Source organism: Stutzerimonas stutzeri, from assembly GCF_019090095.1.
Taxonomy (GTDB): Bacteria; Pseudomonadota; Gammaproteobacteria; order Pseudomonadales; family Pseudomonadaceae; genus Stutzerimonas; species Stutzerimonas stutzeri_AN.
This window is the reverse complement of sequence record NZ_JAGQFP010000001.1, coordinates 1748578-1773140: the sequence shown is the minus strand read 5'-3', so window position 1 is coordinate 1773140 and position 24563 is coordinate 1748578. Positions and strand designations below refer to the sequence as shown.

At 62.4% G+C, this 24563-nt stretch carries 21 protein-coding genes; 7 read left to right on the top strand and 14 right to left on the bottom strand.

The features are described from left to right. Positions 1-177: 177 nt before the first annotated feature. Positions 178-801, bottom strand: a complete 624-nt coding sequence (locus KVO92_RS07700; protein ID WP_217475009.1) for a TetR/AcrR family transcriptional regulator — start codon at positions 799-801, stop codon at positions 178-180. 225 nt (positions 802-1026) lie between these two features. On the opposite strand from KVO92_RS07700, the gene KVO92_RS07695 reads away from it, so the two are divergent. Both KVO92_RS07695 and KVO92_RS07690 read left to right on the top strand, forming a co-directional pair. Next, positions 1027-1845, top strand: coding sequence for a substrate-binding periplasmic protein (locus KVO92_RS07695; protein ID WP_217475008.1), 819 nt, complete (start codon positions 1027-1029; stop codon positions 1843-1845). A 256-nt stretch (positions 1846-2101) separates the two neighbouring features. Further along, positions 2102-4033 carry a methyl-accepting chemotaxis protein gene (locus KVO92_RS07690; RefSeq protein ID WP_217475007.1) on the top strand — a complete coding sequence of 644 codons (1932 nt, stop codon included), beginning with the start codon at positions 2102-2104 and terminating at the stop codon, positions 4031-4033. Positions 4034-4053: 20 nt separating this feature from the next. On the opposite strand, the gene KVO92_RS07685 is transcribed toward KVO92_RS07690, so the two are convergent. From KVO92_RS07685 to puuE, 10 genes are all read right to left on the bottom strand, one after another. Beyond that, positions 4054-5106, bottom strand: a complete 1053-nt coding sequence (locus tag KVO92_RS07685) for an acyltransferase family protein (protein WP_217475006.1) — start codon at positions 5104-5106, stop codon at positions 4054-4056. Positions 5107-5344: 238 nt separating this feature from the next. After that, positions 5345-6169, bottom strand: coding sequence for an outer membrane protein OmpK (locus tag KVO92_RS07680; RefSeq protein ID WP_217475005.1), 825 nt, complete (start codon positions 6167-6169; stop codon positions 5345-5347). 73 nt (positions 6170-6242) lie between these two features. Beyond that, complete coding sequence (locus tag KVO92_RS07675; RefSeq protein ID WP_217475004.1) at positions 6243-7742, bottom strand: nucleobase:cation symporter-2 family protein; 1500 nt, start codon at positions 7740-7742, stop codon at positions 6243-6245. Positions 7743-7958: 216 nt separating this feature from the next. Next, positions 7959-9509, bottom strand: a complete 1551-nt coding sequence (locus tag KVO92_RS07670) for a cation:proton antiporter family protein (protein WP_217475003.1) — start codon at positions 9507-9509, stop codon at positions 7959-7961. 150 nt (positions 9510-9659) lie between these two features. Continuing rightward, positions 9660-11006, bottom strand: coding sequence for a nucleobase:cation symporter-2 family protein (locus tag KVO92_RS07665; RefSeq protein WP_217475002.1), 1347 nt, complete (start codon positions 11004-11006; stop codon positions 9660-9662). A 196-nt stretch (positions 11007-11202) separates the two neighbouring features. Continuing rightward, complete coding sequence (locus tag KVO92_RS07660) at positions 11203-12453, bottom strand: urate hydroxylase PuuD (RefSeq protein ID WP_217475001.1); 1251 nt, start codon at positions 12451-12453, stop codon at positions 11203-11205. Between the two features lie 139 nt (positions 12454-12592). After that, positions 12593-13117: an ureidoglycolate lyase gene (locus KVO92_RS07655; protein ID WP_217475000.1), complete on the bottom strand. Its 525-nt coding sequence runs from the start codon at positions 13115-13117 to the stop codon at positions 12593-12595. Positions 13118-13356: 239 nt separating this feature from the next. Continuing rightward, positions 13357-13443 (bottom strand): hypothetical protein, encoded by an 87-nt coding sequence (locus tag KVO92_RS22910; RefSeq protein WP_217475451.1) that lies wholly within the window; start codon positions 13441-13443, stop codon positions 13357-13359. Between the two features lie 38 nt (positions 13444-13481). Beyond that, positions 13482-13997 (bottom strand): 2-oxo-4-hydroxy-4-carboxy-5-ureidoimidazoline decarboxylase, encoded by a 516-nt coding sequence (gene uraD / locus KVO92_RS07645; protein ID WP_217474999.1) that lies wholly within the window; start codon positions 13995-13997, stop codon positions 13482-13484. Then, the gene (gene puuE, locus KVO92_RS07640; protein ID WP_217474998.1) at positions 13994-14926 is read right to left on the bottom strand and encodes an allantoinase PuuE; all 933 of its coding nucleotides are present in this window, start codon (positions 14924-14926) and stop codon (positions 13994-13996) included. Before puuE ends, uraD begins: the two co-directional genes overlap by 4 nt. Positions 14927-15279: 353 nt before the next feature. Here puuE and uraH point away from each other — a divergent pair, with 353 nt between their 5' ends. Continuing rightward, a complete protein-coding gene (gene uraH, locus KVO92_RS07635; RefSeq protein ID WP_217474997.1) occupies positions 15280-15633 on the top strand; it encodes a hydroxyisourate hydrolase in 354 nt (117 codons plus the stop codon). A gap of 861 nt (positions 15634-16494) precedes the next feature. Here uraH and KVO92_RS07630 read toward each other — a convergent pair. Continuing rightward, positions 16495-17838: an NCS2 family permease gene (locus KVO92_RS07630; protein WP_217474996.1), complete on the bottom strand. Its 1344-nt coding sequence runs from the start codon at positions 17836-17838 to the stop codon at positions 16495-16497. Between the two features lie 370 nt (positions 17839-18208). Between KVO92_RS07630 and KVO92_RS07625 the strand changes: the two genes are divergently transcribed. The 4 genes from KVO92_RS07625 to KVO92_RS07610 all read left to right on the top strand — a co-directional run bounded on the left by KVO92_RS07625 (position 18209) and on the right by KVO92_RS07610 (position 21778). Then, positions 18209-18964, top strand: coding sequence for a GntR family transcriptional regulator (locus tag KVO92_RS07625; protein ID WP_217474995.1), 756 nt, complete (start codon positions 18209-18211; stop codon positions 18962-18964). A gap of 399 nt (positions 18965-19363) precedes the next feature. Beyond that, the gene (locus KVO92_RS07620) at positions 19364-20035 is read left to right on the top strand and encodes a metal ABC transporter ATP-binding protein (RefSeq protein WP_217474994.1); all 672 of its coding nucleotides are present in this window, start codon (positions 19364-19366) and stop codon (positions 20033-20035) included. A 41-nt stretch (positions 20036-20076) separates the two neighbouring features. Then, positions 20077-20895 carry a metal ABC transporter permease gene (locus KVO92_RS07615; protein ID WP_217475450.1) on the top strand — a complete coding sequence of 273 codons (819 nt, stop codon included), beginning with the start codon at positions 20077-20079 and terminating at the stop codon, positions 20893-20895. Positions 20896-20905: 10 nt separating this feature from the next. Beyond that, positions 20906-21778, top strand: a complete 873-nt coding sequence (locus tag KVO92_RS07610; RefSeq protein ID WP_217474993.1) for a metal ABC transporter substrate-binding protein — start codon at positions 20906-20908, stop codon at positions 21776-21778. 411 nt (positions 21779-22189) lie between these two features. On the opposite strand, the gene guaD is transcribed toward KVO92_RS07610, so the two are convergent. Then, positions 22190-23497: a guanine deaminase gene (gene guaD, locus KVO92_RS07605; protein WP_217474992.1), complete on the bottom strand. Its 1308-nt coding sequence runs from the start codon at positions 23495-23497 to the stop codon at positions 22190-22192. Positions 23498-23638: 141 nt separating this feature from the next. Next, a complete protein-coding gene (gene xdhC, locus KVO92_RS07600; RefSeq protein ID WP_217474991.1) occupies positions 23639-24499 on the bottom strand; it encodes a xanthine dehydrogenase accessory protein XdhC in 861 nt (286 codons plus the stop codon). Between the last annotated feature and the right edge of the window lie 64 nt (positions 24500-24563).

Sequence of the window (24563 nt, the reverse complement as noted above, 5' to 3'; positions counted from 1 at the left end):
GGGGACCAGCGCAAGTATTGGTCGTCATAGATGGGGCGTCAAAGGTCGGGCATGGTTATAAGCGCGACGTTACCAAAAGCTGTGCGGCGCTGCAGATCCTTCCGTCGAACGCCGTCTCGCCAGCCCTAGTGTGCTCTAAAACAAGGCATCGCGCCGGTGCGCGGCGTCTGTGCCGGGTCAGCTCGCGACGGCCGCTTCCTTCACCTCGCAACCCTTGATGACCATGCGGATGATCGTCTCCGCGGCCGCTTCGTAATCGGCATCCTCGAGCTTGGTTTTGCCCGTGACCGTGGAAATCTGCCAGTCGAAATCGGCATAGGTCTGGGTGGCGGCCCAGATGCTGAACATCAGGTGATTGGGGTCCACCTTGGCCATCAGGCCCTGATCGATCCAACCCTGTATTCGGGCAACGTTGTGGCTAGCCTGTGCGTTCAGCTGCTCGGCGCGCTCGGCAGGCAGGTGAGGCGCTCCGTGCATGATTTCACTGGCGAACACTTTGGATGCGCAGGCGTGCTCGCGCGAAATACGGATCTTGGTGCGGATGTAGGCGCGCAGCACATCGGCTGGTTCGCCAGGCTGGTTGAACGGGGCAGAGGCCCGCAGCAGCGGCTCGACGATGCTGTCGAGCACCTCACGATAGAGGTTTTCCTTGCTCTTGAAGTAATAGTAGACGTTGGGCTTGGGCAACCCCGCGCGGTTGGCGATATCGCTGGTCTTGCTGGCGGCGAAGCCCTTCTCGGCGAACTCTTCGCTGGCAGCGCGCAGGATCAGTTCTTTGTTGCGCTCGCGGATACTGGACATAGGGCCTGTTCATTTCGTGGCCACCCAGCCGGGTGGCTTGCGCCGCATCCTAGCATCGGGCTTCGAGGCGTCTCAAGGCAGCCTTGAGTTTAGTAATTTGTGAACTGTAAAGCGTAATTTTGTATACAGTCATAGTGGCCCGTTTGCTACTGTGCCGTTGCGCTGTGCTGTTAGAGCCGGTTCGGTCTTGGCAGTCGCGCTGGTCGAAGACAAGGAGCCGCACCCATGAAGACCCTCATCGCATCGATTGCCCTGACATTCGTGACGACCGCATTGGCGGAGCAGAGCTATGTGATCGGGGTCGAACAGGCCGATTTTCTTCCGCACTACAGCGGCGACAGCCAAGGCAACTATCGCGGCTTTGCACGCGATCTGCTCGACCAGTTCACGGCGCACGCCGGCGTTCGCCTGACGCTCCGCGTGATGCCCGTCGACGCCCTGCTTCCGGCACTGCTCGCCGGTCAGATCGATGCCAAGTATCCGGACAACCCGAGCTGGTCGGTGCAGGCAAAAAGCGCACAGCAGGTCCACTACAGCCAGCCGGTGGTGAACTACGTGGATGGTGTAATGGTTGCGCCTCGTCGCGTAGGGCTGGGCATCGACGGGCTGAGGCGTCTGGCTGTGGTGGATGGCTGGACCCCCAGAGGCTACGAAGATCGGATTCGGGCCAACCAGATGCAAATGGTGAGCAGCAACAGCTTGCCGCGCATGGTCCGGCAGGCCCTGCTCAAGGACACCGATGGCGGCTATTACAACGTAGTGGTGGCCGCCTATTACCTGAACAACCTGCGCGCCAAACCGGGGGTGCTGGTGTTCGATCCCGATCTGCCACATACCCGCGGTACGTTCCACCTCTCCAGCATCGAGCATTCCGATCTGATCGAGCGTTTCGATCGCTTTCTCACCGAGCAGCGGGCCGAAGTCGCCGCGTTGAAAGACAAGCATCAGGTGGAGGCCAATCTGTCCTCGGATTACATCGGAATGGAGCAGTGGAAGGTCGACTTTCTTGAGCGCCAGAAGCGCAAGCACGCCGCAGGCGACTGAGCCGGGCGCGTTGCGATAGCCCCGCGGTCTGGCGGTTTGGCGATACCCGGCCGTCGCGGCGGGGCGGCAAATCACCAGGCGTAGCGCCTGAGCCTACCTTTTGATCGCCGTACCGCTGACCCGGAAATGCGGCAGGCGCCGAACGGTCGTAATGGTCCGAGCGTTCGCGCCGATAGCATTATGATGCTAATTCTTCTGTTGTATACAAACTGTCGTATAGTTGTGTACGCAGAACAATAACAACCGAGGTCATATCATGCCGTTCATGCAACGTAGTATTCAGTGGCAGCTGATTGTCAGCATGGGGGCGGCGCTGCTCACCAGCATGCTGATCGTCATCCTGGTCTATTCGTCGGCGGTCAATCGGCTGGCCGAGCGCTACCTGGTCGGCCAGGCACTGCCCGCCAATGTCTCCGCGATCCGTAACGATATCGAACGAACCTTGGCGGCACCCATTACCGCCACGGCCTCGATTGCCAAAAACAGCCTGGTTCAGGACTGGTTGCAGAACGGCGAAAGTGCCGACCTCGCCAATGCCATGGGCCGCTATCTCAGTGGCGTCAAGGCGCAGCAGAACGCCCTGGCCACCTCCATCGCCGTACTGGGCAGTGGCAACTACTACTCGGACGCCGGCCTGTCGCGCACCCTCAGCCGCCAGGCGGCTGGCGACGCCTGGTTCTATGGCTTGATCGACAGCGGCATCGAGCGGCGCTTCGAAATCGACATCGATAAGGCCTCTCGGCTACCGACGCTGTTCATCAACCAGCGCATCGAAGCCGGGGGCAAGACGCTGGGCGTCGCCGGGCTGGGCTACAGCCTGAAAAGCATGTCCGAGCTGATCAGCAACTTTCACTTCGGCGAGCGTGGCGAGGTCTATCTGATCAACGCCACGGGGCGTGTCAAAGTCCATCCGCGTACCGAGAACAACGACCAGACCGAACTCAGCGCGCTGACCGGCCCCGAAGCGGCGCAGCAACTGCTGAAGGGTAGTCACGAAGCGGTGCGTTTCGAGCGTGATGGCGAGACTTTCCTGGCCATCGCTCAGCCGCTGGAAAGCATCGGCTGGGTATTGGTCAGCGAAGTACCGGAAGCGGAAATCTTCGCCGAGGCGCGCCATACCCTCTGGACCATCAGCCTGATCGGCGGCTGCATCGCGTTGTTCTTCCTCGCTCTGGTGGTGCTGCTGGCGCGCGGGCTGGTCAAGCCGATTCGCCAGGTGACCCATGCCCTCGTGGAGATTGGCGGCGGCGGCGGCGATCTGACCCGTCGTCTGGATGAAAGCCGTGCCGATGAGCTCGGCGATCTGGCCCGCGGATTCAACCGCTTCATCGGCAGCCTGCGTGAACTGATCGGTGATGTGCTCAATACCAGCCAGCAGCTGCGTACGGCTGTCGGGCAGGTGGCTCAGGTGGTCGACAATACCGCCACGCGTGCCGGGCGCCAGCATGAGATGACCGACATGGTCGCCACCGCTGTGCATGAAATGGGCCTGACGGTGCAGGAGATCGCCCGTAACGCCAGCAATGCTGCCCAGGCTTCGCAAGGCGCCCGTAGCGAAGCGATGCAGGCGCGCAAAGTGGTCGGTGATTCCATCGCACACATCGAGAAGATGTCCGGCGATATCGGGCACGCGGCCGAATCCGTAACCGATCTGGCGCAGCAGGTGGCCTCAATCGACAAGGTGCTGGCAGTGATACGCAGCATCTCCGAGCAGACCAATCTGTTGGCGCTAAACGCCGCCATCGAGGCCGCGCGCGCCGGTGAAATGGGCCGTGGCTTCGCCGTGGTGGCCGATGAGGTCCGCACCCTGGCGAGCCGTACCCAGGCATCCACCGATGAAATTCAGCAAATGATCCAGGGCCTCAAGAGCGGCGCTGAAAACGCGGTCAACTCGATGCACGCTGGCCAGGCGGCGACGGGCACGGGTGTGGAGGCCAGCCAGCGCACCGGGCAATCGCTTGGCGCAATTACCGAGCAGGTCGAGGCGATCAGCGACATGAACACTCAGGTGGCCGCGGCGACGGAAGAGCAGAGCAGCGTGACCGAGGAGATCACCCACAACGTGCAGGGTATCGCCGACCTGGCCCAGGCCACGGCCAGCGACGTTCAGGGCTGCCTCGAAGACTGCCGGGCGCTAAGCCGCCTGGCGGACGACCTGAGCCGGCAGATGGGCAGTTTCAAGCTGTGACCCTGACTGCGCGCCCTCGCTCAGCGAGCGTCGGCGCGCAGGAACTTCAGGTCGGTGTAACGCTTGAGGCGCAATGCGGGAGCCTCCACCAGGCGCCATGACAGCACGGCGAAGCACAGCGTGACGACCAGGCTCGAAAGTGCGAGCAGCGCCAGGTTTATATCGGCGCCGAACCAGTGGATGATCAGCTGCTGGACGGGGAAACCGAAGATGTACATGCCGTAGGAGAAGTCGCCGTGCTTGCCGAAATGCGCGATCTTCGGCAACCGTGCATAGGCCAGGTAAATCACCAGGTAGGGCAGGGTGAGCATGTGCACGATGAACCACGCCGGGCTTCCCAGCGCCAGCACCCAGGCAGCCAGTAGCAACAGCGCGATGCGTCCATCCCAGCGTACCTGGTCCTGATAGAGGTAGAGCGCAGCCCCACCATAGAAGAACAGGCCCAGGTGGAACAGTTTGAGGATGGTTACGCTTTCCACGCCCAGGGCCGGCAGCACAAAGAACTGCCCGACCATCAATACGCCCAGTCCAAGGATGACCATCCGACGCGTGAGCAGCTTCAGCGCACCGAGCAGCAGCACACTGCAATACATCAGGCCTTCCAGTGGAAGGGTCCAGAACGATCCGTTGACCACCTCAGGAAACGGATTGTTGGAAAAGACGCCCGGCAGCTCGTAGCGGGTCATCAGGAAGATGTTGGTCAGGAAGGCGGCGGTTTTGCTGTCAGCGAAGTATTCGCTCAGCGGCAGCGGCGTTGTTAATGGGCCAATGATCAGAAGCGCGAACGCCACCGCGAAGGCCAGACCTGGAAAGATGCGCAGCGCGCGCTTGAGGATGAAGCTGACGTTGCCGCTCCCATGCAGGTAGGACGCGGTGATCAGAAAACCACTGATGATAAAGAAGGCATCGACCGCCAGGTCTGCCACGTCGGTCCCGCCGGTCAAAGGGCGCAGCGGTTCTTCCGGTAGGCGTCCGCTTAGCCAGAAGCAATGGCCCAGCAGGACGAAGGTCGCGGCAACGAAACGCAGAAAGTCGAAATTGTTGTCGCGCACGCCTAATGACAGTTTTTGCATCGAATCTTCCCTGTTGTGATTGTTTTCCTTGAATGAGCAGTTCATGGCTGTTACGCCACAGCGCTGCCCAGTCTGAGAACGCCTGTCGCCCCGGGAGTTCCAGAAAATATGTCTCCTGGCCATATACCGGCGCCATGTGTGGGTATTGACGGTGCGGGCCGCGTCCGTCAGAGGCGCCTTGCTCGTGAGGCGAAAAAAAAAGGCAGCCGACAGGCTGCCTTTGATCGGGTTCGCTGGGTCAGAAATGCGCTTTGACCAGCAGGCTCGCGGTGTTCTGGTCCGTCGAGCCGACGAAGTTGCGGCTGACGAAGCCGCCGTCTTCGATGCCGTACTTGTCCGACCAGTAGTCGTACTCGATGCCGACATACAGCTTGCCCGGCTCGCCATCGAGCGCCTTGCCCAGGTCGTACTTGATCTGGGGGTTGATGTGCAGGTTCTTCGAGACGAAGTCGCCGCGACGCTCGGAGCCGGCATCGTTGACCACCCAGTCGATATATCCGTCGAACAGGATGTCGGATTTGCCCACCGGAATGGTCATCGCCCAGGTCGGGGTGATCTGCCATTGGCCGGACGGCTTGCCGGTCGTGCCGTCGGGCTTGCGGTAATAGACGTTGATCGCCATGCGATCGAAGCCCGGAACGTTCAAATCCACTGCCGGGCCGAGCAGGTAGTTCTGGTTCGGCACGCCGTTGGTGCTTTCTCCGCGCTCGTAAGTCGCTGCCAGCAGCACGTCTTTGATCGGGCCGAAGCTCATGTCCTGCCCGGTCAGCTTGCCGAACGACAGGCGTGGGCTGAACTCGCCGTAGTAGGTGTGGCCGTCGCCGCCGGACAGGCCGTTGTACCACTTGTTGTCGACGAACAGGAACATGTCGCCCCAGCTCCAGCCACTGGCATGTTCGAAGGTAATGGTCTGTTGGATCTCGCCGGCATCGACCTTGAAGTTCTTGCCGTACAGATAGGTCAGGCTGTTGTTCTGCCATTGCAGCATGCCGTCGGCGAAGGCCGGTGCGGCGAGCAGGCTGCCGGCCAGCGCCAGCGAGAGGGGAGCGAGTCTGAAGTTCATGTGGGTGCCCTTTGGTTTTGTTGTTGTGAAGCGACGTTGCGCCTGGCCCGTGGCGTCCAGGCGCGGACAGTGCTCAGCCCGTTGGGGTCAGTTGCTGTCTGAAGTCGGTGGCGGTTGCGTTGGCGTCTGGCTCGGCATAGTTGGGGATGTTGACCGCCAGCGTGTTGGTGCCGAGCGAGTCTTCGATCAGGTTGTCAGGGTCGTAGTCGTCCTGTTCATCCGCATCGCGAGGCAGGAAGAAATTGAGCAGGATGGCGCTGAAGGCACCGATGGTGATCGGCGAGCCAAAGATGTTCTTCAGCACCTCGGGGAGGTTGCTCAGCACTTCCGGGACCGCTGCTACACCCAGCCCAAGGCCGAGCGAGATCGCGACGATAAGCATGTTGCGGCGGTTCAGACCGGCTTCGGCGAGGATCTTGATCCCGGCGATCGCGACCGTACCGAACATGATCAGCGTGGCGCCGCCGAGGACCGGCTTGGGCATCAGCTGCAGAACGCCGCCGACCACCGGGAACAGCGCGAGCAGAATCAGAATGCCGGCGATGTACAGGCCCACGTGGCGGCTGGCAACGCCGGTCAGCTGGATGACCCCGTTGTTCTGGCTGAAGGTGGTCATCGGCAGGCTGTTGAAGGTGGCCGCCAGCAGCGAGCTGCAACCGTCACCGAGGATGCCGCCCTTGATTCGCTTGAGATACAGCGGTCCCTTGACCGGCTGGCGCGAGATCATCGAGTTGGCGGTCAGATCGCCTGCCGTCTCGAGGGGGGTGATCAGGAAAATCACCGCCACCGGGATGAACGCCATCCAGTCGAAGGCAAAACCGAACTTGAACGGCTGCGGCACGCTGACCGCCGGCAGTGTGGCGAGGCTGGAGAAATCCACCATGCCCATCATCCAGGCGGCGAAATAGCCGACCACCAGCGCGACGATGACCGCCGACAGCCGCAGCAAGGGCATGCCGAATCGGTTGAGGACGATGATGGTGCCGAGCACCAGACCCGCCAGCGCGAGGTTCTGCAGCGAGCCGGGATTCTCGACGCCGTAGCCGCCGGCGATATCGGTCATGGAGACCTTGATCAGCGACAGGCCCATCAGGCTGATGATGGTACCGGTGACCACCGGCGTGATGATCCGCCGCAGTTTGTCGATACAGCGACTGACGGCGATCTCGACGAAAGCGGCGCAGAAGCTGACGCCGAACAGCGTGGCGAGTATGTCTTCAGGGCTGCCGCCGCGGTTCTTGACGATGAAACCAGCCGCCAGAATCACGCTGAGAAAGCCGAAGCTGGTGCCCTGCAGGCAGAGCATGCCGGCGCCGATGGGGCCGACCCGCTTGGCCTGGATGAAGGTGCCGATGCCTGAGACGAACAGCGCCATGCTGACCAGGTAGGGGACGTAGTCGCCCAGACCCAGCACGCCGCCGATGATCAGGGTGGGAGTAATGACGCCGACGAAGCTGGCCAGCACGTGCTGAATCGCGGCAAAGGTGGCGGGGAGGGGACCTGGACGATCCTCGAGTTGATAGATCAGGTCCTGGTTGGGAGCGTCACCGCCCCTGGATTCCGTTGCGGTCATGGTTCAAGCCTGCCATTCGTTATTGTTCGGTCATGGGCTTTCGAGGCTGCACGGACCTCGCTTCCTGACCGTCGAAAAGTTGTTCGATCGGTCAGGTTGGGCTCGACTATAACAACCTGTGGACAGGAGTTGAAACAAAAATATTAACGATTGTGCACAATTCTGACGACCGCGCTGCGGCGCGCCAACCGGCTCGTCACGCCGCCATGGCGTGGCCTAGCGGTTGGCCTGCAGCTCGCGCGCGACGTTCTCGGCGAGGCCTGCACCGGCCTCGCTCATGGTCAGGTAGGTGCGATCGGCGCCGGCTTCTTCGATCTGCTGGGCGATGTCCTCGTACATGGCGTGCGAGACGATCAGCCCCTGGAAGCCTTTGCCGCGCAGCTTGCGCGTCGATATGACCTTTGCCTCGGCGTCGTTCATCGCCAGGATCACCGCCTCGACCTTGTTCATTTCCAGGCTCTCCCAGAACATCTGGTCCTCGGCGTCGGCAAACAGGACCTGGCGACCCTTGTCGCTGCTCTTTTCCACCGTTACGGGGTCCGAGTCGAGGCTGATCAGCCGCCAGCCCTGTTTGCTCAGGTGATCGTAGGCAGCACGGCCGGTGCGCCCCATGCCCATGATCAGGATCTGGGCATCGCCCAGCGACACGGGTTGTTCGTCGGGATGGCGCGTGTTGCGCTCCAGCGGAATCAGCCGTTTGGCCAGCCGATCGTAGAGCGGGTGGGAGATACGGTTGAGCTGCGCCGAAAAGACGAATGACAGGGCGACGGTGATTGCCAGCGGGGTCAGCCACTGCGGTAGCACGACGCTGGCGACGATCAGGCCGAACTCGCTGTAGTTGGTCAGGCTCGCGGCGCTGAGAAAGGCACTACGCGCGCGCAGTCGAAACAGTACGAAGAGAAAGAAGAACAGCGCGCCCTTGAGCGGCAGCAGCAGCGCGATAGCGCCGGCGAAGAGCATCGCATGGGCGTCTGGAAGCCCACCGATGCCGATCTGCAGGAAAAAGCCGACCAGAAAGATCTCCTTGATCGCCCACAGCGAGTTGGACAGCTCGATCGCCCGCTTGTGCTTGGCCAGCATGGCGCCGAAGGCCAGTGCGCCCAGTTCCGAACTGAGGCCGACATGCTCGAAGCCGAGCCCGCCCACCACCAGCGCCAGGGTCAGACCCAGCAGGACCATCAGCTCCTCGTGGCCGCTGTAGTCCAGCAGACGGAACAGCAGCGGCCGCAACAGCGGCAGGCCGAACACCAGCAATGCCCAGGCCGACGGCACCTTGCCGCTGGCAATGCTCATCACCACCAGGGCGATGAGGTCTTGAATGATCAGCACGCCGATGGCGACCCGCCCATGGAAAGCGCGCAGCTCGCGCTTGCCCTCGAGCACCTTGGCCGCCAGCACGGTGCTGGAAAAGGACAGCGCGATGGCCAGCAGCAGGCTCTCGCGCCAGTCCAGGTCGAGAAAGAACTGGATCGCCGGCAGGACCAGCAGGCTGGAGACGACGAAATGCAGCAAACCGCCACCGATCACTTCGCGGCGCAGCAGGTTGCTCGGCTTGAGCTTCAGGCCGACGGTGAACAACAACAGCAACACGCCCAGATGGGCCAGGTGGGCCAGGATTTCGCTGTCCTGCGGGCCGACGCCGAAACGGTCGCCGACACCTGCCAGGGTAAAGCCGGCACCCAGGTAGCCGATCAATGGTGGCAGACCCACGGAGCGTGCGGCGAGCCCAAGGACGAAGGCGAACGCGATCCAGCTGGCTTCAATCATCTCGAGGTGCTCGGGGCGGGCGGGCCTGCATTTTAGCCACGGCGAACGGCTTGTCGAGGTTCCCCGGCCCGGAGACGACGAAACCCGCACGTGGCGGGTTTCGCTGTTGCGTCGCGCTGGGAGGCGCCGTCGCAGAGCGTAATCAGTGGCTTAGTGCTGAGCCGCGCCAGTCAATGCCTGGCGTTCGGCACCGCCAAGTACGTTGAACAGCAGGTTCAGCGTTACCGCGCTGAGCGTCGCCAGGGCGATGCCGCTGTGGGTGATCGGCTCCATCCATTGCGGCAACTGAGCGAAGAACTCGGGACGCACCACCGGAACCATCCCCAGGCCGATGCTGACAGCGACCAACAGCTGATTGCGACGGTCGCCGATATCGGCTTCTTGCAGGAGTTTGATACCCGTCGCCGCGACCATGCCGAACATGGCGATGCTGGCGCCGCCCAGTACCGCGGCCGGAATCGAGGCAACCAGAAAGGCAGCCTTCGGCAGCAGGCTCAGGCTGATCAGCAGCAAGCCGGCGATAGCGGTGACGTAGCGGCTGCGTACCCCGGTCATTTGCACCAGGCCGATGTTCTGGGCGAACGACGAGTGGGTGAAGGTGTTCATGAAGCCGGCAAAAAAGGTCGCGCCCGCATCGCACAGCAGGCCGCGGCGCAGTTGCTTGGGGTCGACCTCCTGTCCGGTGATCTTGCCCAGCGCCAGGAACATGCCGGCCGATTCGACAAAGATGATCACCACCACCAGGCACATCGACAGGATGGGCGCGAGCATGAACTGCGGCGCACCGAAGTGATTGGGCGTTACCACCTGCAGTGCGGGCGCGGTGTCGAGTCCAGACAGATCGACCATGCCCAGGCTACCGGCCAGCACGTACCCCAGGGCCATGCCGATCAGTACCGAAACGTTCACCCAGAAGCCACGCATGAACTGGTTGATCAGCAGGATTACCGTCAGCACGGCCGCGGCGACGCCCAGATAGGGCAGGGCGCCGAACTGACTACCGCTGCCGCCACCCGCCCAGTTCACTGCCACGGGAAACAGCGAGAGGCCGATGGCGGTGATCACCGTGCCCGTTACCAGCGGGGGAAACAGGCGGACGATCTTGCAGACGAAGGGGGCGAACAGCAGGCCGAAGAAGCCCGCGGCGATGGTCGCACCGAAGATGCCGGGCATCCCGACGCCGGGCATACCGGCCATCACGACCATGCTGCTGACGGCGGCGAAGCTGGCGCCCATCATGACCGGCATGCGGACGCCCACCGGACCGATACCCATTGATTGCACGACGGTGGCGATGCCCGCTACCAGCAGGTCGGCATTGATCAGGAAGGCGATCTCCTCACGCGATAGGCCGGCCGCCTGGCCCACGATCAGCGGGACGGCGACCGCTCCGCCGTACATCAGCAGCACGTGCTGAAAGCTCACCAGTAACATTTGCAGCAGGGGCAGCCGCTGCTCCGTGGCTGGTGCGGTTTCCCGCTCGGTTTCATCGTTCATGCAAAAACACCTCGGACGCTGTTGTTATTGGATGGCGCGCAGGCCTCGCTGAACGTGCGAGGCCGGTTAGGGTTCGGGAGCTTGATGGTCAGGTTCGATGGGATCGATCTCAGGTACTACGGGCTCGCTCGACGACTGCAGAAATACTCGGGATGAAAAAAAGCCGCGCTCGGAAGCGCGGCCCTGGGCACGGCGATCAGTTGATCGGCGCACCCTTGTCGATCCAGGCACCGAGCAGGTCGCGCTCGTCCTGGGTCATCTGGGTCATGTTGCCCAGCGGCATGATCTGGCTCGCCACGGCTTGCGCATGGATCTTCGCGGCCTGCTGGCGGATCTGCTCCGGTGTATCGAACATCACGCCGGCCGGCGCCGCGCTGAACATCGGGCTGCTCGGCTGCGCGGAGTGGCAGACGGCGCAGCGCTCGTTGATGATCCGATGAACCTCGGCGAATTGGCTGTTGCCGGCTTGCTCGGCGGGCGCGGCGGCGGCCTGTTGGGCCTCGATGCTCTGCTCACGCGGGCTGGTCGGCACCGCGTTGGGCACGCCGCCCTGGCGATTGGGGGCGGTGACGAACGCCAGGCAGATCATGCCGACGGCCGCTGCTGGCAACGCCCAGGCGAAGCGGTTGCTGTCATGACGGGTGTTGAAGTAGTGACGCACCAGGACGGCCAGGACCGAGATGCCTGCCAGGATGGCCCAGTTGTACTGGCTGCCATAGGTGCTCGGGAAGTGGTTGCTGATCATGATGAACAGCACCGGCAGGGTGAAGTAGTTGTTGTGGCGCGAACGCAACAGGCCCTTGGCCGGCAGTACCGGGTCCGGCGTGCGGTTCTGCTCGATGGCCGCGACCAGTGCGCGCTGGGCCGGCATGATGATGCGGAACACGTTGCCGACCATGATGGTGCCGATCAGGGCGCCGGTGTGAATGTACGCGGCACGCCCGCTGAACACCTGCGAGTAGGCCCAGGAAGCGAAGATCACCAGGACGAACAGCACCAGGCCGAGCAACGCCGGTTGCTTGCCCAGCGGCGAATCGCAGAGCAGGTCATAGACGAACCAGCCGACGATCAGCGAACCGAAACCGATGGCGATCGCCATGGCCGGCGCCATGTCGCTACCCGGCGCGATCAGGTACAGCGACGGATTGAGGTAATAGACCACCATCAGCAGGGTCACGCCCGACAACCAGGTGGTGTAGGCCTCCCACTTGAACCAGTGCAGGTTTTCCGGCATCTGCGGCGGGGCCAGCTTGTACTTTTCCAGGTGGTAGATACCGCCACCGTGGATCGCCCAGAGGTCGCCCGACAGGCCCTCACGGGGGTTGGCGCGGTTAAGGTTGTTTTCCAGCCAGACGAAGTAGAACGAGGCACCGATCCAGGCGATGCCGACGATCATATGAATCCAGCGAATACTCAGGTTTAACCATTCGGTCAGATGTGCTTCCACGATAATTACCTCTTGCACGGCCGGCGGACCAACCGTTGTTTCTTCTTATTCGACTCGTCGCAAGTGTCCCGCTTGCTCTGAAGCACGCATATCCGGCGCTGCCGTGCACATCAGCCGTGCCGGGGATGGCCCTCGATGATCAATCGATCGCTTGCTCGGAGTCCCGGTGGGGGTCGAGGAGAACCTGCTCATCCTCAGTGAAAAAATGCTCGTCGCAGTTGTTGCCAGAACCGCTGCGATCGACCACCAGGAATTCATCCCGCTTTTCGATCGTCAGCACCGGGTGGTGCCAGACGCCGCGGTGGTAATTGACGCCCTGCCTGCCGTTGCTGCGGAAGGCGCGGACGTGTTCCGGTACAGGTGCATCGCCAAGTGGCGCGACCACGACCAGAAAGGGGTTGCCGAGCAGCGGAATGAAAGCCTGGCTGCCCTGCGGATGGCGTTCGAGCATGCGAATGACCAGCGGCATTTCCAGCGCGTCGGCGGCGAAGATGCTGATGATGGCCTGGTCATCCGGCTGCGCGGTCTCGACCGTCGCCAGCTTGTGATAGCGGCGGGTGGAACCGTTGTTGATCATGAAGTAGTCGCTGCCTTCGGTTTCGATGACGTCACCGAAAGGGGCGAAGGCTTCCTTGGTCAATGGTTCGATCTTGAGTGTGCGCATGCTGTGCTCGTTCAGTAGTTTCGTTGTTCGCTTAGTGCCGTTGCCCCTCACCTTAACCCTCTCCCCGAGGAAGAGGATGACTGGCGCGGAGTAGCGGTAGACCTCGTTCCTTGCGCTCGCCCCTGATAACGCTGGCCTCGGGCGGAGGCTTTGCTTTTGTAGGAGCGGTCTTGACCGCGATGTGGTTCGAACGCATTCGCGGTCAAGACCGCTCCCACGGTAAGTGCCTGATCGGCGACTTACCTCATCACCTCGCCGAACAGCCGCAGACGGCTGACGGTGCCGTCCGGGAAGGTGTTCAGGCGTACGGGGGCGTAGCGCTTCATGTTGTTCTTCCCTCGGTGTCGTCTGACGGCAGCCGTGCCTACATCGTCTGCAGGCGGAACAGGGCGATCTTGTTAATTTCGGCCAGCGCGCGTGCGAACTCCTGCTCCGGCGTGTTGTGCATGCGCTCCTCGAAGGCGGCGAGGATCTGATGCCGGTTGCTGCCCTTGACCGCCATGATGAAGATGAAACCGAACTTGTCCTTGTACGCCTGGTTCAGTTCGGTAAAGCGGGCGAACTCTTCCGGCGTGCATTCGTGAATGCCGGCGCCAGCCTGTTCGGCGGTGCTCGAGGCGGTCAGCTCGCCGCGCACGGCCGCCTTGCCGGCGAGGTCCGGGTGAGCGTTGATCAGCGACAGCTGGGTCTCGTGCGGGGCGGAGAGCATCGCCTGGGACATGCGCTCATGCATCACCTCGACGTAGTCGAGCGACTCGTCGACGCCAGCCTGGAAGACCGTATCGGCGACCCACGGCGAGTGCTCGTAGATGTCGGCGAAGGTGGCGATGAACGCCTCGCGGTCGAGTGTGGAGGGCTTGATGGTCTTGAACGGGGTCATTGGCTGCGTTCCTGAGTCAGGGGATGAGTCGAGTGCCAGTGGCGGGCGATGTCGACGCGACGGGCGAACCACACCTGCTCATGCCCCTTGACGTATTCGACGAAGCGGGCCAGCGCCGCGAGGCGCGCCGGACGGCCCAGCAGGCGGCAGTGCATGCCGATGGACAGCATCTTCGGCGCACCTTCGCAACCTTCGGCATAGAGCACGTCGAAGGCATCCTTCAGGTAATTGAAGAAGTCGTCACCGGTGTTGAATCCCTGCACCTGGGTGAAGCGCATGTCGTTGGTGTCCAGGGTATAGGGGATCACCAGGTGCGGTTTGTCCGGGGTCGATTCCGGGTCCCAGTAGGGCAGGTCGTCGTCGTAGGTGTCCGAGTCATAGAGGAAGCCACCTTCCTCGCGTACCAGGCGACGGGTATTGGGGCCGGTGCGGCCGGTGTACCAGCCCAGCGGACGTTCGCCAGTGAGGTTGGTGAGGATGCGGATGGCTTCGAGCATGTGCTCGCGCTCCTGCTCCTCGTCCATGTACTGGTAGTCGATCCAGCGATAGCCGTGGCTGCAGATTTCGTGGCCGTCGGCAACCATCGCCTTGATCACGTCTGGATGCCGCTGTGCGGCCATCGCGACGGCGAAGATGGTCAGCGGTATGTTGTGCTGGCGAAACAGCTTGAGCAGGCGCCAGACGCCGGCGCGGCTGCCGTATTCGTAGAGCGACTCCATGCTCATGTTGCGCACGCCCTGCAAGGGCTGCGCGGACACCATCTCGGAGAGGAAGGCTTCGGATTCCTTGTCGCCGTGCAACACGCAACGCTCCCCGCCCTCTTCATAGTTGAGCACGAAGGACAGCGCGATGCGGGCATCGCCCGGCCAGTGCGGATGGGGTGGGTTCTCGGCATAGCCGATGAGGTCGCGAGAGTAGTCGGCGCTCACTGTTGTTATTCCTTTGTCAGTTGCGGGTCGCTGCCTTGGTGGCTGTCACGATCGCCATGGCTAATTGTATACAAAAGCTTTTGCAGCTTGTAAATCGGAAATCGCAGATCTTTTCCGCCCGGCGGATAGAAGGTCAGGCGCCGTATACACTATTGCAAACGCATTAGGCCATGTATTTACGCCATTAAGCAGTTTTTTCGAGCGGCTCTGAGATAGCGTTAATTTCAATATTGTGTACAGTTTTGTGTGAAAACTGTCTTTTAAAATGTGCTTCGCGTGCTATGCTCGACCTCGATCCATATCAATCAGAAGAGGAGGCGGGCATCTGTGGCGAAGCTGCGATGCCGGAATCTATGGGACGTTTGACTACTCACGTACTGGATGCCGCCCACGGTTGCCCGGGCAATGACATCCGCATCGAACTCTACCGGGTCCAAGGCGATCGCCTCGAGCTGATCACCACGCGGCAGACCAACGCCGACGGCCGTTGCGATTCGCCCTTGCTCGACGGCGACGACTACCGTTCCGGTGTGTACCAGCTGCAGTTCTCGGCCGGCGACTACTACCGCGGCCGCGGAGTCGCACTGCCCGAACCGGCTTTCCTGGATGTGGTAGTGCTGCGCTTCGGCATCAGTGCCGAGCAGGATCATTACCACGTGCCTCTGCTGATTTCGCCATACAGCTACTCGACCTACCGGGGTAGCTGACGGCGCCTGCCGTGCCGTTATCGGCGCGGCGGATATCGCTCCCATGCGTGAAACCTTGACTCTCCTGAGTCCGCCGACCCGCCTTGATGGCGGGTTTTTTTTGCCTTTTCAGCGAGGGCGGGGCTTGCTGGCTGCGCTTGGGGGCAGTGTTCACGGCCGGCCGGCAATCGACGCCGCCGCGATCGGCACCTCATCCCCACAAAAGCGGTGGGTAAGCTTCGCGTTACCCACCCTACATAAGCCGCCGGTCGCTCGCTCCGAAGACCTCCATGGCAAAAGCGTTTTTCCCGTCGGCGGGCGCCGTAGGGTGGAAAACTGCAAGGCATTTTCCACCGCAAAGACGCGACCGGCACCGCACCCCGCGTCAGCGTGGTGGGTAAGCTTCGCGTTACCCACCCTACATAAGCCGCGGACGCTCGCTCCGAAGACGTCCATGGCAAAAGCACTTCGCCCGTGGCCAGCGCCGTAGGGTGGAAAACTGCGAAGCATTTTCCACCGCAACGACGCCGCGATCGGCACCGCACCCCGCGTCAGCGTGGTGGGCAACTCCGCGTTACCCACACGCCACACGCCGCGGACGCTCGCTCTGAAGACCTCCATGGCAAAGCACCTAGCCCGTCGGCGGGCGCCGTAGGGTGGAAAACTGCGAAGCATTTTCCACCGCAATCGACGCCGCGATTGGCACCGCATCCCACACAAACGGCGGGCAAGCTCCGCGTTACCACCCATAGCCGCCAGCCGCCCCCTCGCTCTGGCGTGCCAGGCCCCCGCGAAGGCGATCCCGCCTCGACTGCCTTGTGTCCGTTCAAGACGCAAAAAGGCCCCATCGTCGAACGATGGGGCCTTTTGGTTTGGCTTGCGTTAGAGGAAGGCGAACTTGGCGATGAAGACGATGCACAGCACATAGAGGCTAACCGAGACCTTGTCGCGCTGCCCGGTCAGTAGCTTGAGCGTCGCGTAGGTCAGAAAGCCCATCGCGATGCCGTTGGCGATCGAAAATGTCAGCGGCATCATCACCACGGTCACGATGGCCGGGATGGTATCGGTGTGGTCCTTCCAGTCGATATGGGCCAGGCCGCTCATCATCAGCATGGCGACATAGATCAGCGCTCCTGCTGTGGCGTAGGCGGGGATCATGCCGGCCAGCGGGGCGAAGAACATGGCGATCAGGAACAGGGCGCCGACGGTCACGGCGGTAAGCCCGGTGCGTCCGCCAGCGGCCACGCCCGAAGCGCTTTCCACGTAGCTGGTGACCGGCGGGCAGCCAACGAAGGCGCCCACGACGCTGGACGTGCTGTCGGCTTTCAGCGCACGGGAGAGGTTCTGGATCTTGCCGTCGTCGTCGACCAGATTGGCGCGGTGCGCAACACCCATCAGGGTGCCTGCAGTGTCGAACATGTTGACGAAGAGGAACGCCAGAATCACGCTGACCATCGCCAGGTTCAGCGCACCGGCGATGTCCATCGCCAGCCAGGTTGGCGCCAGGCTCGGCGGCATCGAGATCAGGCCGTTGTACTCGACCAGACCCATGGCCCAGCCGATGCCGGTAACCACCAACATGCTCACCAGGATCGCGCCGAAGACGTTGCGATGGCTGAGCACGGCGATCATCAGGAAGCAGACCGCGGCCAGCAAGGCGCTGGGTTCGCCGAACGAGCCCATGGTCAGCAGCGTGGCAGGGCTGTCGACGACGATGCCAGCGGTTTTCAAGCCGATCAGTCCGAGGAATAGGCCGACTCCGGCGCCCATGGCGAAGCGCAGGCTCATCGGAATGCTGTTGAGTAGCCATTCGCGGATCCGCGACAGGCTCATGATCATGAACAGCACGCCGGAGAGGAATACCGCCCCCAGCGCGATCTGCCAGCTGTAGCCCATCTCGCCGACAACGGTGTAGGTGAAGAACGCGTTGAGGCCCATGCCCGGCGCCAGGCCTACTGGCCAGTTGGCGTACAGGCCCATGAGGAAGCAGCCGAGCGCGGCACCGATGCAGGTCGCGACGAATGCGGCGCCGTGGTCGACGCCGGCATTGGCCATGATGTTGGGGTTGACGAAGATGATGTAGGCCATGGTGACGAAGGTCGTCAGGCCCGCGAGAAGCTCGGTCTTGATGTTGGTGCGATGTGCGCTGAGTTTGAAGAATCGGTCGAGCAGGCCGTGCGTGGGCTGCAGTCCGACAGTGGGCTGTTCCGGCTTGGTGGTGTCCACAAGGTGTTCCTCATCGTTCTTGTTGTCTATCACCCAGAGCGACGCTCTCGAGGGGCAGGTGATGGTTGGGCACTTTCTGATCGGTTTTTTTTGACCTGAAGGTCAGGAAGGCTTGACGTGATTATGCTTTTGTATACAAGAATTGCAACTCGATTTAGGGGATTTCCATCTTTCAGCGTGACTTCAAGGCCTGAAGACATGTCCAACGTCCGTTGTGCCTTGACACGTGGAGCCAGCTAGCAATGCTCAGTAAGGCTTGATTGTGCACAATAAACCTTGATTTTTTTCGCTGTTTTGCCCTCGGCCACTGCCTGCCAGCTGTTGAAAGGCAGTAAAGTTCGGTTTGCCGACATTTCCGACGCGAGTCACCATGAACGAACAGTTGCAGCCTCTGAAAAAGCCGTCTCGAAACGGCAAGGCCCGTACCGGGACCCAGGACGACATCGTTTACGCCCATATCTTCGACGCCATCCTCGAACAGCGACTGGCGCCGGGAACCAAGCTCAGCGAAGAGGCGTTGGGGGAGATTTTCGGCGTCAGCCGCACCATCATCCGCCGCGCACTGTCACGCCTCGCCCATGAAGGCGTTGTACTGCTGCGGCCTAATCGCGGCGCGGTGGTTGCAAGCCCGAGCGTCGAAGAAGCGCGGCAGATATTCTTCGCACGTCGGCTCGTCGAGCGCGCCATCACTGAACTGGCCGTGCAACACGCCAGCGCCGAGCAGCTTGGCGAATTGCGGCAAATGGTGATCGACGAGCAGGATTGCTTCGCCCGAGGTGATCGCGGCGCCGGCATTCGTCTCTCCGGGGAATTCCACCTGAAGCTGGCCGAGGCGGCGAAAAACGCACCGCTGGTGAGTTTCCAGCGCAGCCTGGTATCACAGACTTCGCTGATCATCGCGCAGTACGAAAGCGGCAACCGCTCGCATTGCTCCTTTGACGAGCACAACGAGCTGATCGATGCCATCGCCGCGCGCGACAGCGAAAAAGCGGTGCGTCTGATGATGCATCACATGGATCACATCGACAGCAAGCTCAACCTGGACGAAGAAAGCGCGTCGGATGACCTTCACGCCGTGTTCTCGCACCTGACACTGGCGAAGAAAAAGCCGCGCACTGCCCGCTGATTTTGTCCGTCCTCGGACCGCGTTTGGCTCGATGCGTCCGCAACGTCCGAGCCCGTGCGGTGTCACCCTGACCGCACGCTTCCATGACATCGGATAAGCGCTAGGCCCAGTCTCCATTGGGCGAGCCGTCCAGGCGTTCAAGCCTCCTCACCATGCCGGCTGCCAATGCGCGTTCTTCAACTCGGCTAAGCCGCGCACGGTGACATCCAATCTCGTCTATGCGGTTTCGGCCTCTGGTGCGGCCTGGCTCCAGGCTGACCGCAGATGACCGCCAGGCCCATTCGCTCCGGTTGTACAAGTCGACCTCGATGCGCATAATGTTATGTTATAACTAGTACATTAGCGCTCACCTCCGTTGATCGAACGGCGCGGCGAGAGTGCTGTAGAACCGAGGTGACGATGATCATATGCCGTGGCTTGCAATGGGGCGCGGGTGGGCAAGCGCTCACACCGCCGCTGAATCTGACACTCGAAGCCGGAAGCCTGACGGCTGTCATCGGGCGCAACGGGGTCGGTAAGAGCAGCTTGCTCAAGGTCATCGCGGGCCTGGATCGTCCGCTTGTGGGGCGGGTCGACGTAGGCGTCCCGCGACTGGGCGGGGTGTCTTATCTGCCTCAACAGCAGCACATCGATCGACAATTTCCGATTCGCTTGGCCGAGCTGGTCAGCGGCGGTTTCTGGCGTAGCCGTCTCGGACGGGCCGAGCGCCAGGCACGCCTGAGGCAGGCACTGGCCGACTGGGGCCTGCTGGATCTACAAACCCAGGGCTTGTACGCCTTGTCTGGCGGGGAATTGCAGCGGGCACTCCTGGCGCGGCTGAGCCTGACTGATGCTCAAGTGCTGTTGCTGGATGAGCCAGAGGCGGCGCTGGATGACGTCGGGTTGCGTTTGCTCTGGCAGCATATCGAACGCTGGCAGCAGCAGGGCCGGACGCTGGTTCTGGTCAGCCACAACCTCGCGTGGCTCAGCGAAAAGCGCTGCGAGGGCTTGCTCATTGCGCGCAGCGGGTGCATCGCGGCGCCTATCCAACAGTTCATGGCCGACCGCCAACGGCTTGGGCAGGTCGCGTGACGCTCGATCTGTTATGGGCACCCTTCAGCGAGTTCGCCTTCATGCGTCGTGCCCTGTTCGGTGGCGTGGCGTTGGCCTGCAGTGCAGGGCCGCTGGGCGTTTTTCTGATTCTGCGGCGGATGAGTCTGATCGGCGATGCCATCGCCCACGGCATCCTGCCCGGTGCGGCGCTGGCGTTCTGGCTGTTCGGTTTGAGCTTGCCGGCACTGACGTTCGGCGGCCTCGTGGCTGGGCTCGGGATGGCCGGCGCTGCGGCCTGGGTCAGCCGGCGAACCGGCTTGCGCGAGGACGCCAGCCTGGCTGCGCTCTATCCCATCTCGCTCGCCAGCGGCGTACTGCTGCTCGGGTTGGCGGGGCGCAAGCTGGACCTGCTGCATCTGTTGTTCGGCTCGGCGCTGGCCGTCGACACCACCACTTTGGTTGGCATGCTCGGCACCGCTGCGGTCAGCTTGGCCGTGCTTGCGCTGACCTACCGGGCGCTGGCGCTGGACAGCCTGGACCCGTTGTTCCTGCGCAGCATGAGTCGCTTCGGGCCCTTGGCGCATGCCGCCTTCCTGACGCTGGTGGTGCTCAATCTGGTGATCGGCTTTCAGGCCATCGGCGCGCTGATGGTGGTCGGGTTGATGATGCTGCCCGCCGCGGCGGCGCGTTTCTGGAGCCGACGCCTCATCGTTCTCCTGCCGCTTGCCGCCGTGTTCGGCGCGGCCTGCGTGTGGCTGGGGCTACTGCTGTCGTTTTACCTCAGCTTGCCCAGCGGGCCCTGCATCGTGCTGTTGGCCGGCCTGTTCTATGTGATTTCAGTCGTAGCGGGGCCAGTCCAGGGCCTGTTGCGCTCAGCTTCTGTGCCCATGACCGTTTGAGGTGTTCATCATGCGTTACCTGCTTTTCGCCCTGGCCCTGTGGCTGCCTTTTACTCTGCACGCGGCTGAGCGGCTCAAGGTGGTCACCAGTTTCAGCATCCTCGCAGACCTCACCCGAGAAGTCGGCGGCGATCGCATCGAGCTGACCAACCTGGTCGATGCCGACGCCGATGCCCACGTCTACGAGCCCAGCCCGGACGATGCCAAGGCGCTGCTGCGGGCCGACCTGATCGTCGCCAACGGCCTGGGTTTCGAGCCCTGGTTGGAGCGCCTGCTGGCCAGCAGCGAGCCGGCGGGCACGCGGATCGACGCCAGCGCGGGCGTCGTTCCGCTGATGCTGGAGGAAGACGGCGAACGAGTACCGGATCCGCATGCGTGGCAGAGCCTGGCCAACGCGGAGATCTATGTGCGCAATATTGCCAAAGCGCTGATGCAGCTCGATCCGGATCATCGAGAAGGCTATGAAACGCGGCGTGACGCTTACCTGTCTCGTTTGCATGCCTTGCTGAAGAGGGCCGATACGCAGATCGCGAGCTTGCCGGCCAGCCAGCGCAAGGTGGTGACCAGTCATGATGCCTTCGGGTACCTGGGCCAGGCCTGGCAGTTGAAGTTCATCGCGCCGCAGGGGTTGTCCACCCATGATGAACCGTCTGCCGCTGAGGTGGCGGCCCTGATTCGCCAGCTACGCCGCGAAGGCGTGCGGGCAGTGTTCGTGGAGAATATTCGCGATCCACGACTGATCGAACAGATCGCCGACGAAGCCGGCGCCACCGTCGGAGGCACCCTGTACTCCGATGCACTGGCCAGCGAGGGACCGGCGAGCACCTACCTCGGCATGTTCGAGCACAACCTCGACACCTTGATGGCAGCGCTGAAGCCGTAGGGTGGATCACGCCTTATCGATCCACGCGTTCGTCGAGCCCTGAGCGACCCGATGGTGGATGTAAAAAGCGACATCCACCCTACGTGCGGCGGTGCCTCCGAGTCGTAGGGTGGATCGCGCTTCATCGATCCACGCGTCGTCGAGCCCTGAGACCCAACGGTGGATGTAAAGAGCGACATCCACCCTACGCACGGCTGCGGCGCCGAGTCGTAGGGTGGATCGCGCTTTATCGATCCACGCGTCCGTCGAGCCTCTGAGCGGCCCAATGGTGGATGTAAAAAGCGACATCCACCCTACGCACGGCTTTTACTCCGAGTAGTAGGGTGGATCACGCTTCATCGATCCACGCGGCCGCGCCCAGAGCTTGCGTCGCTGGCGAGACGATCAATCAGCAAGTCCTGGTACCGCTGTTCACGATGCCTTTCGATGCACCGAAACGCCGGCCGCGTAGGTTTCCTTCACCGCACGGTCGTCGCCGAGGATGGTCAGGGCGAAGAGTTTTTCTTCCAGCGTCCTGGCCTGGCGCATCCGGTAGTCGATCAGCGGCGTGGCCTTGTAGTCGAGCACGACGAAGTCGGCATCCTTGCCCGGTTGCAGGTTGCCGATGCGATCGTCCAGATACAGCGCGCGGGCGCCGCCCAGGGTGGCGAGATACAGCGACTTGAAGGGGTCGAGCTTCTTGCCCTGCAGCTGCATCACCTTGTACGCCTCGTTCAGCGATTGCAGCTGCGAGAAGCTGGTGCCCGCGCCGACATCGGTGCCGAGGCCGACGCGGACGCCGAAGCCTTCGACCTTCTCCAGATCGAACAGCCCGCTGCCGAGGAACAGGTTGGAGGTGGGGCAGAACGCGACCGCCGAGCCGGTCTCACCCAGGCGCTGGCATTCCTCGTCGCACAGGTGCACACCATGGGCGAACACCGAGCGTGCGCCGATCAAACCGTGGTGGTCGTAGACATCCAGATAGCCCTTGCGCTCGGGGAACAGCGCACGCACCCATTCGATTTCCTTGCGGTTCTCGGACAGGTGGGTGTGCATGTAGAGGTCCGGGTATTCCTTGAACAGCTGGCCGGCCAGCGTGAGCTGCTCGGGGGTGCTGGTTGGCGCGAAACGCGGGGTGACTGCGTAGTGCAGGCGGCCCTTGCCGTGCCAGCGCTCGATCAGTTCCTTGCTGTCGGCGTAGCCGGTTTCTGCGGTGTCGGTAAGGTAGTCCGGGGCGTTGCGGTCCATCAGCACCTTGCCGGCGATCATCCGCAGGTTGCGCTTTTCGCAGGCTTCGAAGAAGGCGTCCACCGACTCCTTGTGCACACTGCCGAATACCAGCGCGGTGGTCGTGCCGTTGCGCAGCAGCTCGGTCAAGAAGATTTCGGCGACGTCGCCGGCGTGGGCCTTGTCGGCAAAGGCGCGCTCGGTGGGGAAGGTGTAGGTCTCCAGCCAGTCGAGCAACTGCTCACCATAGGAGGCGATCATGCCGGTCTGCGGGTAATGGATATGGGTGTCGACGAAACCGGGTGTGATCAGGGCATCGGGGTATTCGACCACCTCGGTGCCGGCCGCCAGGGTCGGCAGCAGATCGGATGCAGCGCCGATGCGGGCGATCTTGCCGTCTTCGACCACCAGCAGGCCGTCGTCGAAATACTCATGGGATTGTTCTGCGCCCACTTCGCGCGGGTCGGCGAGGCAGTGGAGCAGGGCGGCACGGTAGGCTTTGATCTGGGACATGATGGTTCTCGGAATCGTTGTGTTGAGTGCTGCGGGCAACAATTGTGGGAGGCGCGCCCTCGCGCCGAAACGGGCCGTCGGCCCGCCGAGGCTGAACGTTCGGCCCGAGGGCGGGCCTCCCACAGAAGAGTGGCGGCGCGATTAGCCTGTTTGAGAACGACGTGAGGCGGGCACCAGCATCGGCACCGGCTTTTCGCCGTCCTGAGCTTTTTCACCGCTTCTTTCACCGAAATGGGCGTTGTAGGTGGCGATCACCTCACCGGCGATGGACACCGCGATCTCGACTGGCAGTTTTCCCTTCACCTCGGCGATCCCCATCGGGCAGCGCATGCGTTGCACGGTGTCGGGCTGGAAGCCACGGTCGCGCAGACGGTGTTCGAACTTGGCGCGCTTGCTCTTCGAGCCGATCAGCCCGTAGTAGGTGAAATCGTTACGCTCGAGGATGGCCGCGGTCAGTTCCAGGTCGAGCTGGTGGTTGTGGGTCATGACGATGAAGTAGCTGCCCGCGGGCATCTCGGCCACTTCATCGACGACGTCGTCGTTGACGACTTTTTCCACGCCCGCTGGGATATGGGCCGGGAATTCGCTTTCACGCGAATCGATCCAGCGCACCTTGCACGGCAGGCTGGCAAGCAGCGGCACTAGTGCGCGGCCGACGTGGCCGGCACCGAACACCGCGATATGCGCCTGTGGCTGACCCATCGGCTCGAACAGCAGCACGGTGGCGCCACCGCAGCACTGGCCGAGGCTCGCGCCCAGGGAAAAGCGTTCCAACCGCGTATCACGCACCCGGTTTTCGAGCATCTCGCGGGCAATCGCCTGAGCCTTGTATTCCAGATGGCCGCCGCCGATGGTGTCGTACAGGTGTTCACGACTGACCACCATCTTCGACCCGGCGTTACGCGGCGTCGATCCGCGCTCCTCGATGATGGTCACCAGCACGCAGGGTTCGCCTTGTTGCTGCAGGTCGGCGAGTGCTTCGATCCAGGCGGTATTGCTCATGGCTCTGTCCTTCGTAGGGTGGAAGACCGCGAAGCGTCTTCCACCGAAAACATCATGTTGCGCC

Bases quoted from the DNA above. Each gene is read 5' to 3' on its own strand.
- KVO92_RS07700 (WP_217475009.1), bottom strand. From the start codon at position 801: ATGTCCAGTATCCGCGAGCGCAACAAAGAACTGATCCTGCGCGCTGCC.
- KVO92_RS07695 (WP_217475008.1), top strand. From the start codon at position 1,027: ATGAAGACCCTCATCGCATCGATTGCCCTGACATTCGTGACGACCGCA.
- KVO92_RS07690 (WP_217475007.1), top strand. From the start codon at position 2,102: ATGCCGTTCATGCAACGTAGTATTCAGTGGCAGCTGATTGTCAGCATG.
- KVO92_RS07685 (WP_217475006.1), bottom strand. From the start codon at position 5,106: ATGCAAAAACTGTCATTAGGCGTGCGCGACAACAATTTCGACTTTCTG.
- KVO92_RS07680 (WP_217475005.1), bottom strand. From the start codon at position 6,169: ATGAACTTCAGACTCGCTCCCCTCTCGCTGGCGCTGGCCGGCAGCCTG.
- KVO92_RS07675 (WP_217475004.1), bottom strand. From the start codon at position 7,742: ATGACCGCAACGGAATCCAGGGGCGGTGACGCTCCCAACCAGGACCTG.
- KVO92_RS07670 (WP_217475003.1), bottom strand. From the start codon at position 9,509: ATGATTGAAGCCAGCTGGATCGCGTTCGCCTTCGTCCTTGGGCTCGCC.
- KVO92_RS07665 (WP_217475002.1), bottom strand. From the start codon at position 11,006: ATGAACGATGAAACCGAGCGGGAAACCGCACCAGCCACGGAGCAGCGG.
- KVO92_RS07655 (WP_217475000.1), bottom strand. From the start codon at position 13,117: ATGCGCACACTCAAGATCGAACCATTGACCAAGGAAGCCTTCGCCCCT.
- KVO92_RS22910 (WP_217475451.1), bottom strand. From the start codon at position 13,443: ATGAAGCGCTACGCCCCCGTACGCCTGAACACCTTCCCGGACGGCACC.
- uraD (WP_217474999.1), bottom strand. From the start codon at position 13,997: ATGACCCCGTTCAAGACCATCAAGCCCTCCACACTCGACCGCGAGGCG.
- uraH (WP_217474997.1), top strand. From the start codon at position 15,280: ATGGGACGTTTGACTACTCACGTACTGGATGCCGCCCACGGTTGCCCG.
- KVO92_RS07625 (WP_217474995.1), top strand. From the start codon at position 18,209: ATGAACGAACAGTTGCAGCCTCTGAAAAAGCCGTCTCGAAACGGCAAG.
- KVO92_RS07620 (WP_217474994.1), top strand. From the start codon at position 19,364: ATGATCATATGCCGTGGCTTGCAATGGGGCGCGGGTGGGCAAGCGCTC.
- KVO92_RS07615 (WP_217475450.1), top strand. From the start codon at position 20,077: ATGCGTCGTGCCCTGTTCGGTGGCGTGGCGTTGGCCTGCAGTGCAGGG.
- KVO92_RS07610 (WP_217474993.1), top strand. From the start codon at position 20,906: ATGCGTTACCTGCTTTTCGCCCTGGCCCTGTGGCTGCCTTTTACTCTG.
- guaD (WP_217474992.1), bottom strand. From the start codon at position 23,497: ATGTCCCAGATCAAAGCCTACCGTGCCGCCCTGCTCCACTGCCTCGCC.
- xdhC (WP_217474991.1), bottom strand. From the start codon at position 24,499: ATGAGCAATACCGCCTGGATCGAAGCACTCGCCGACCTGCAGCAACAA.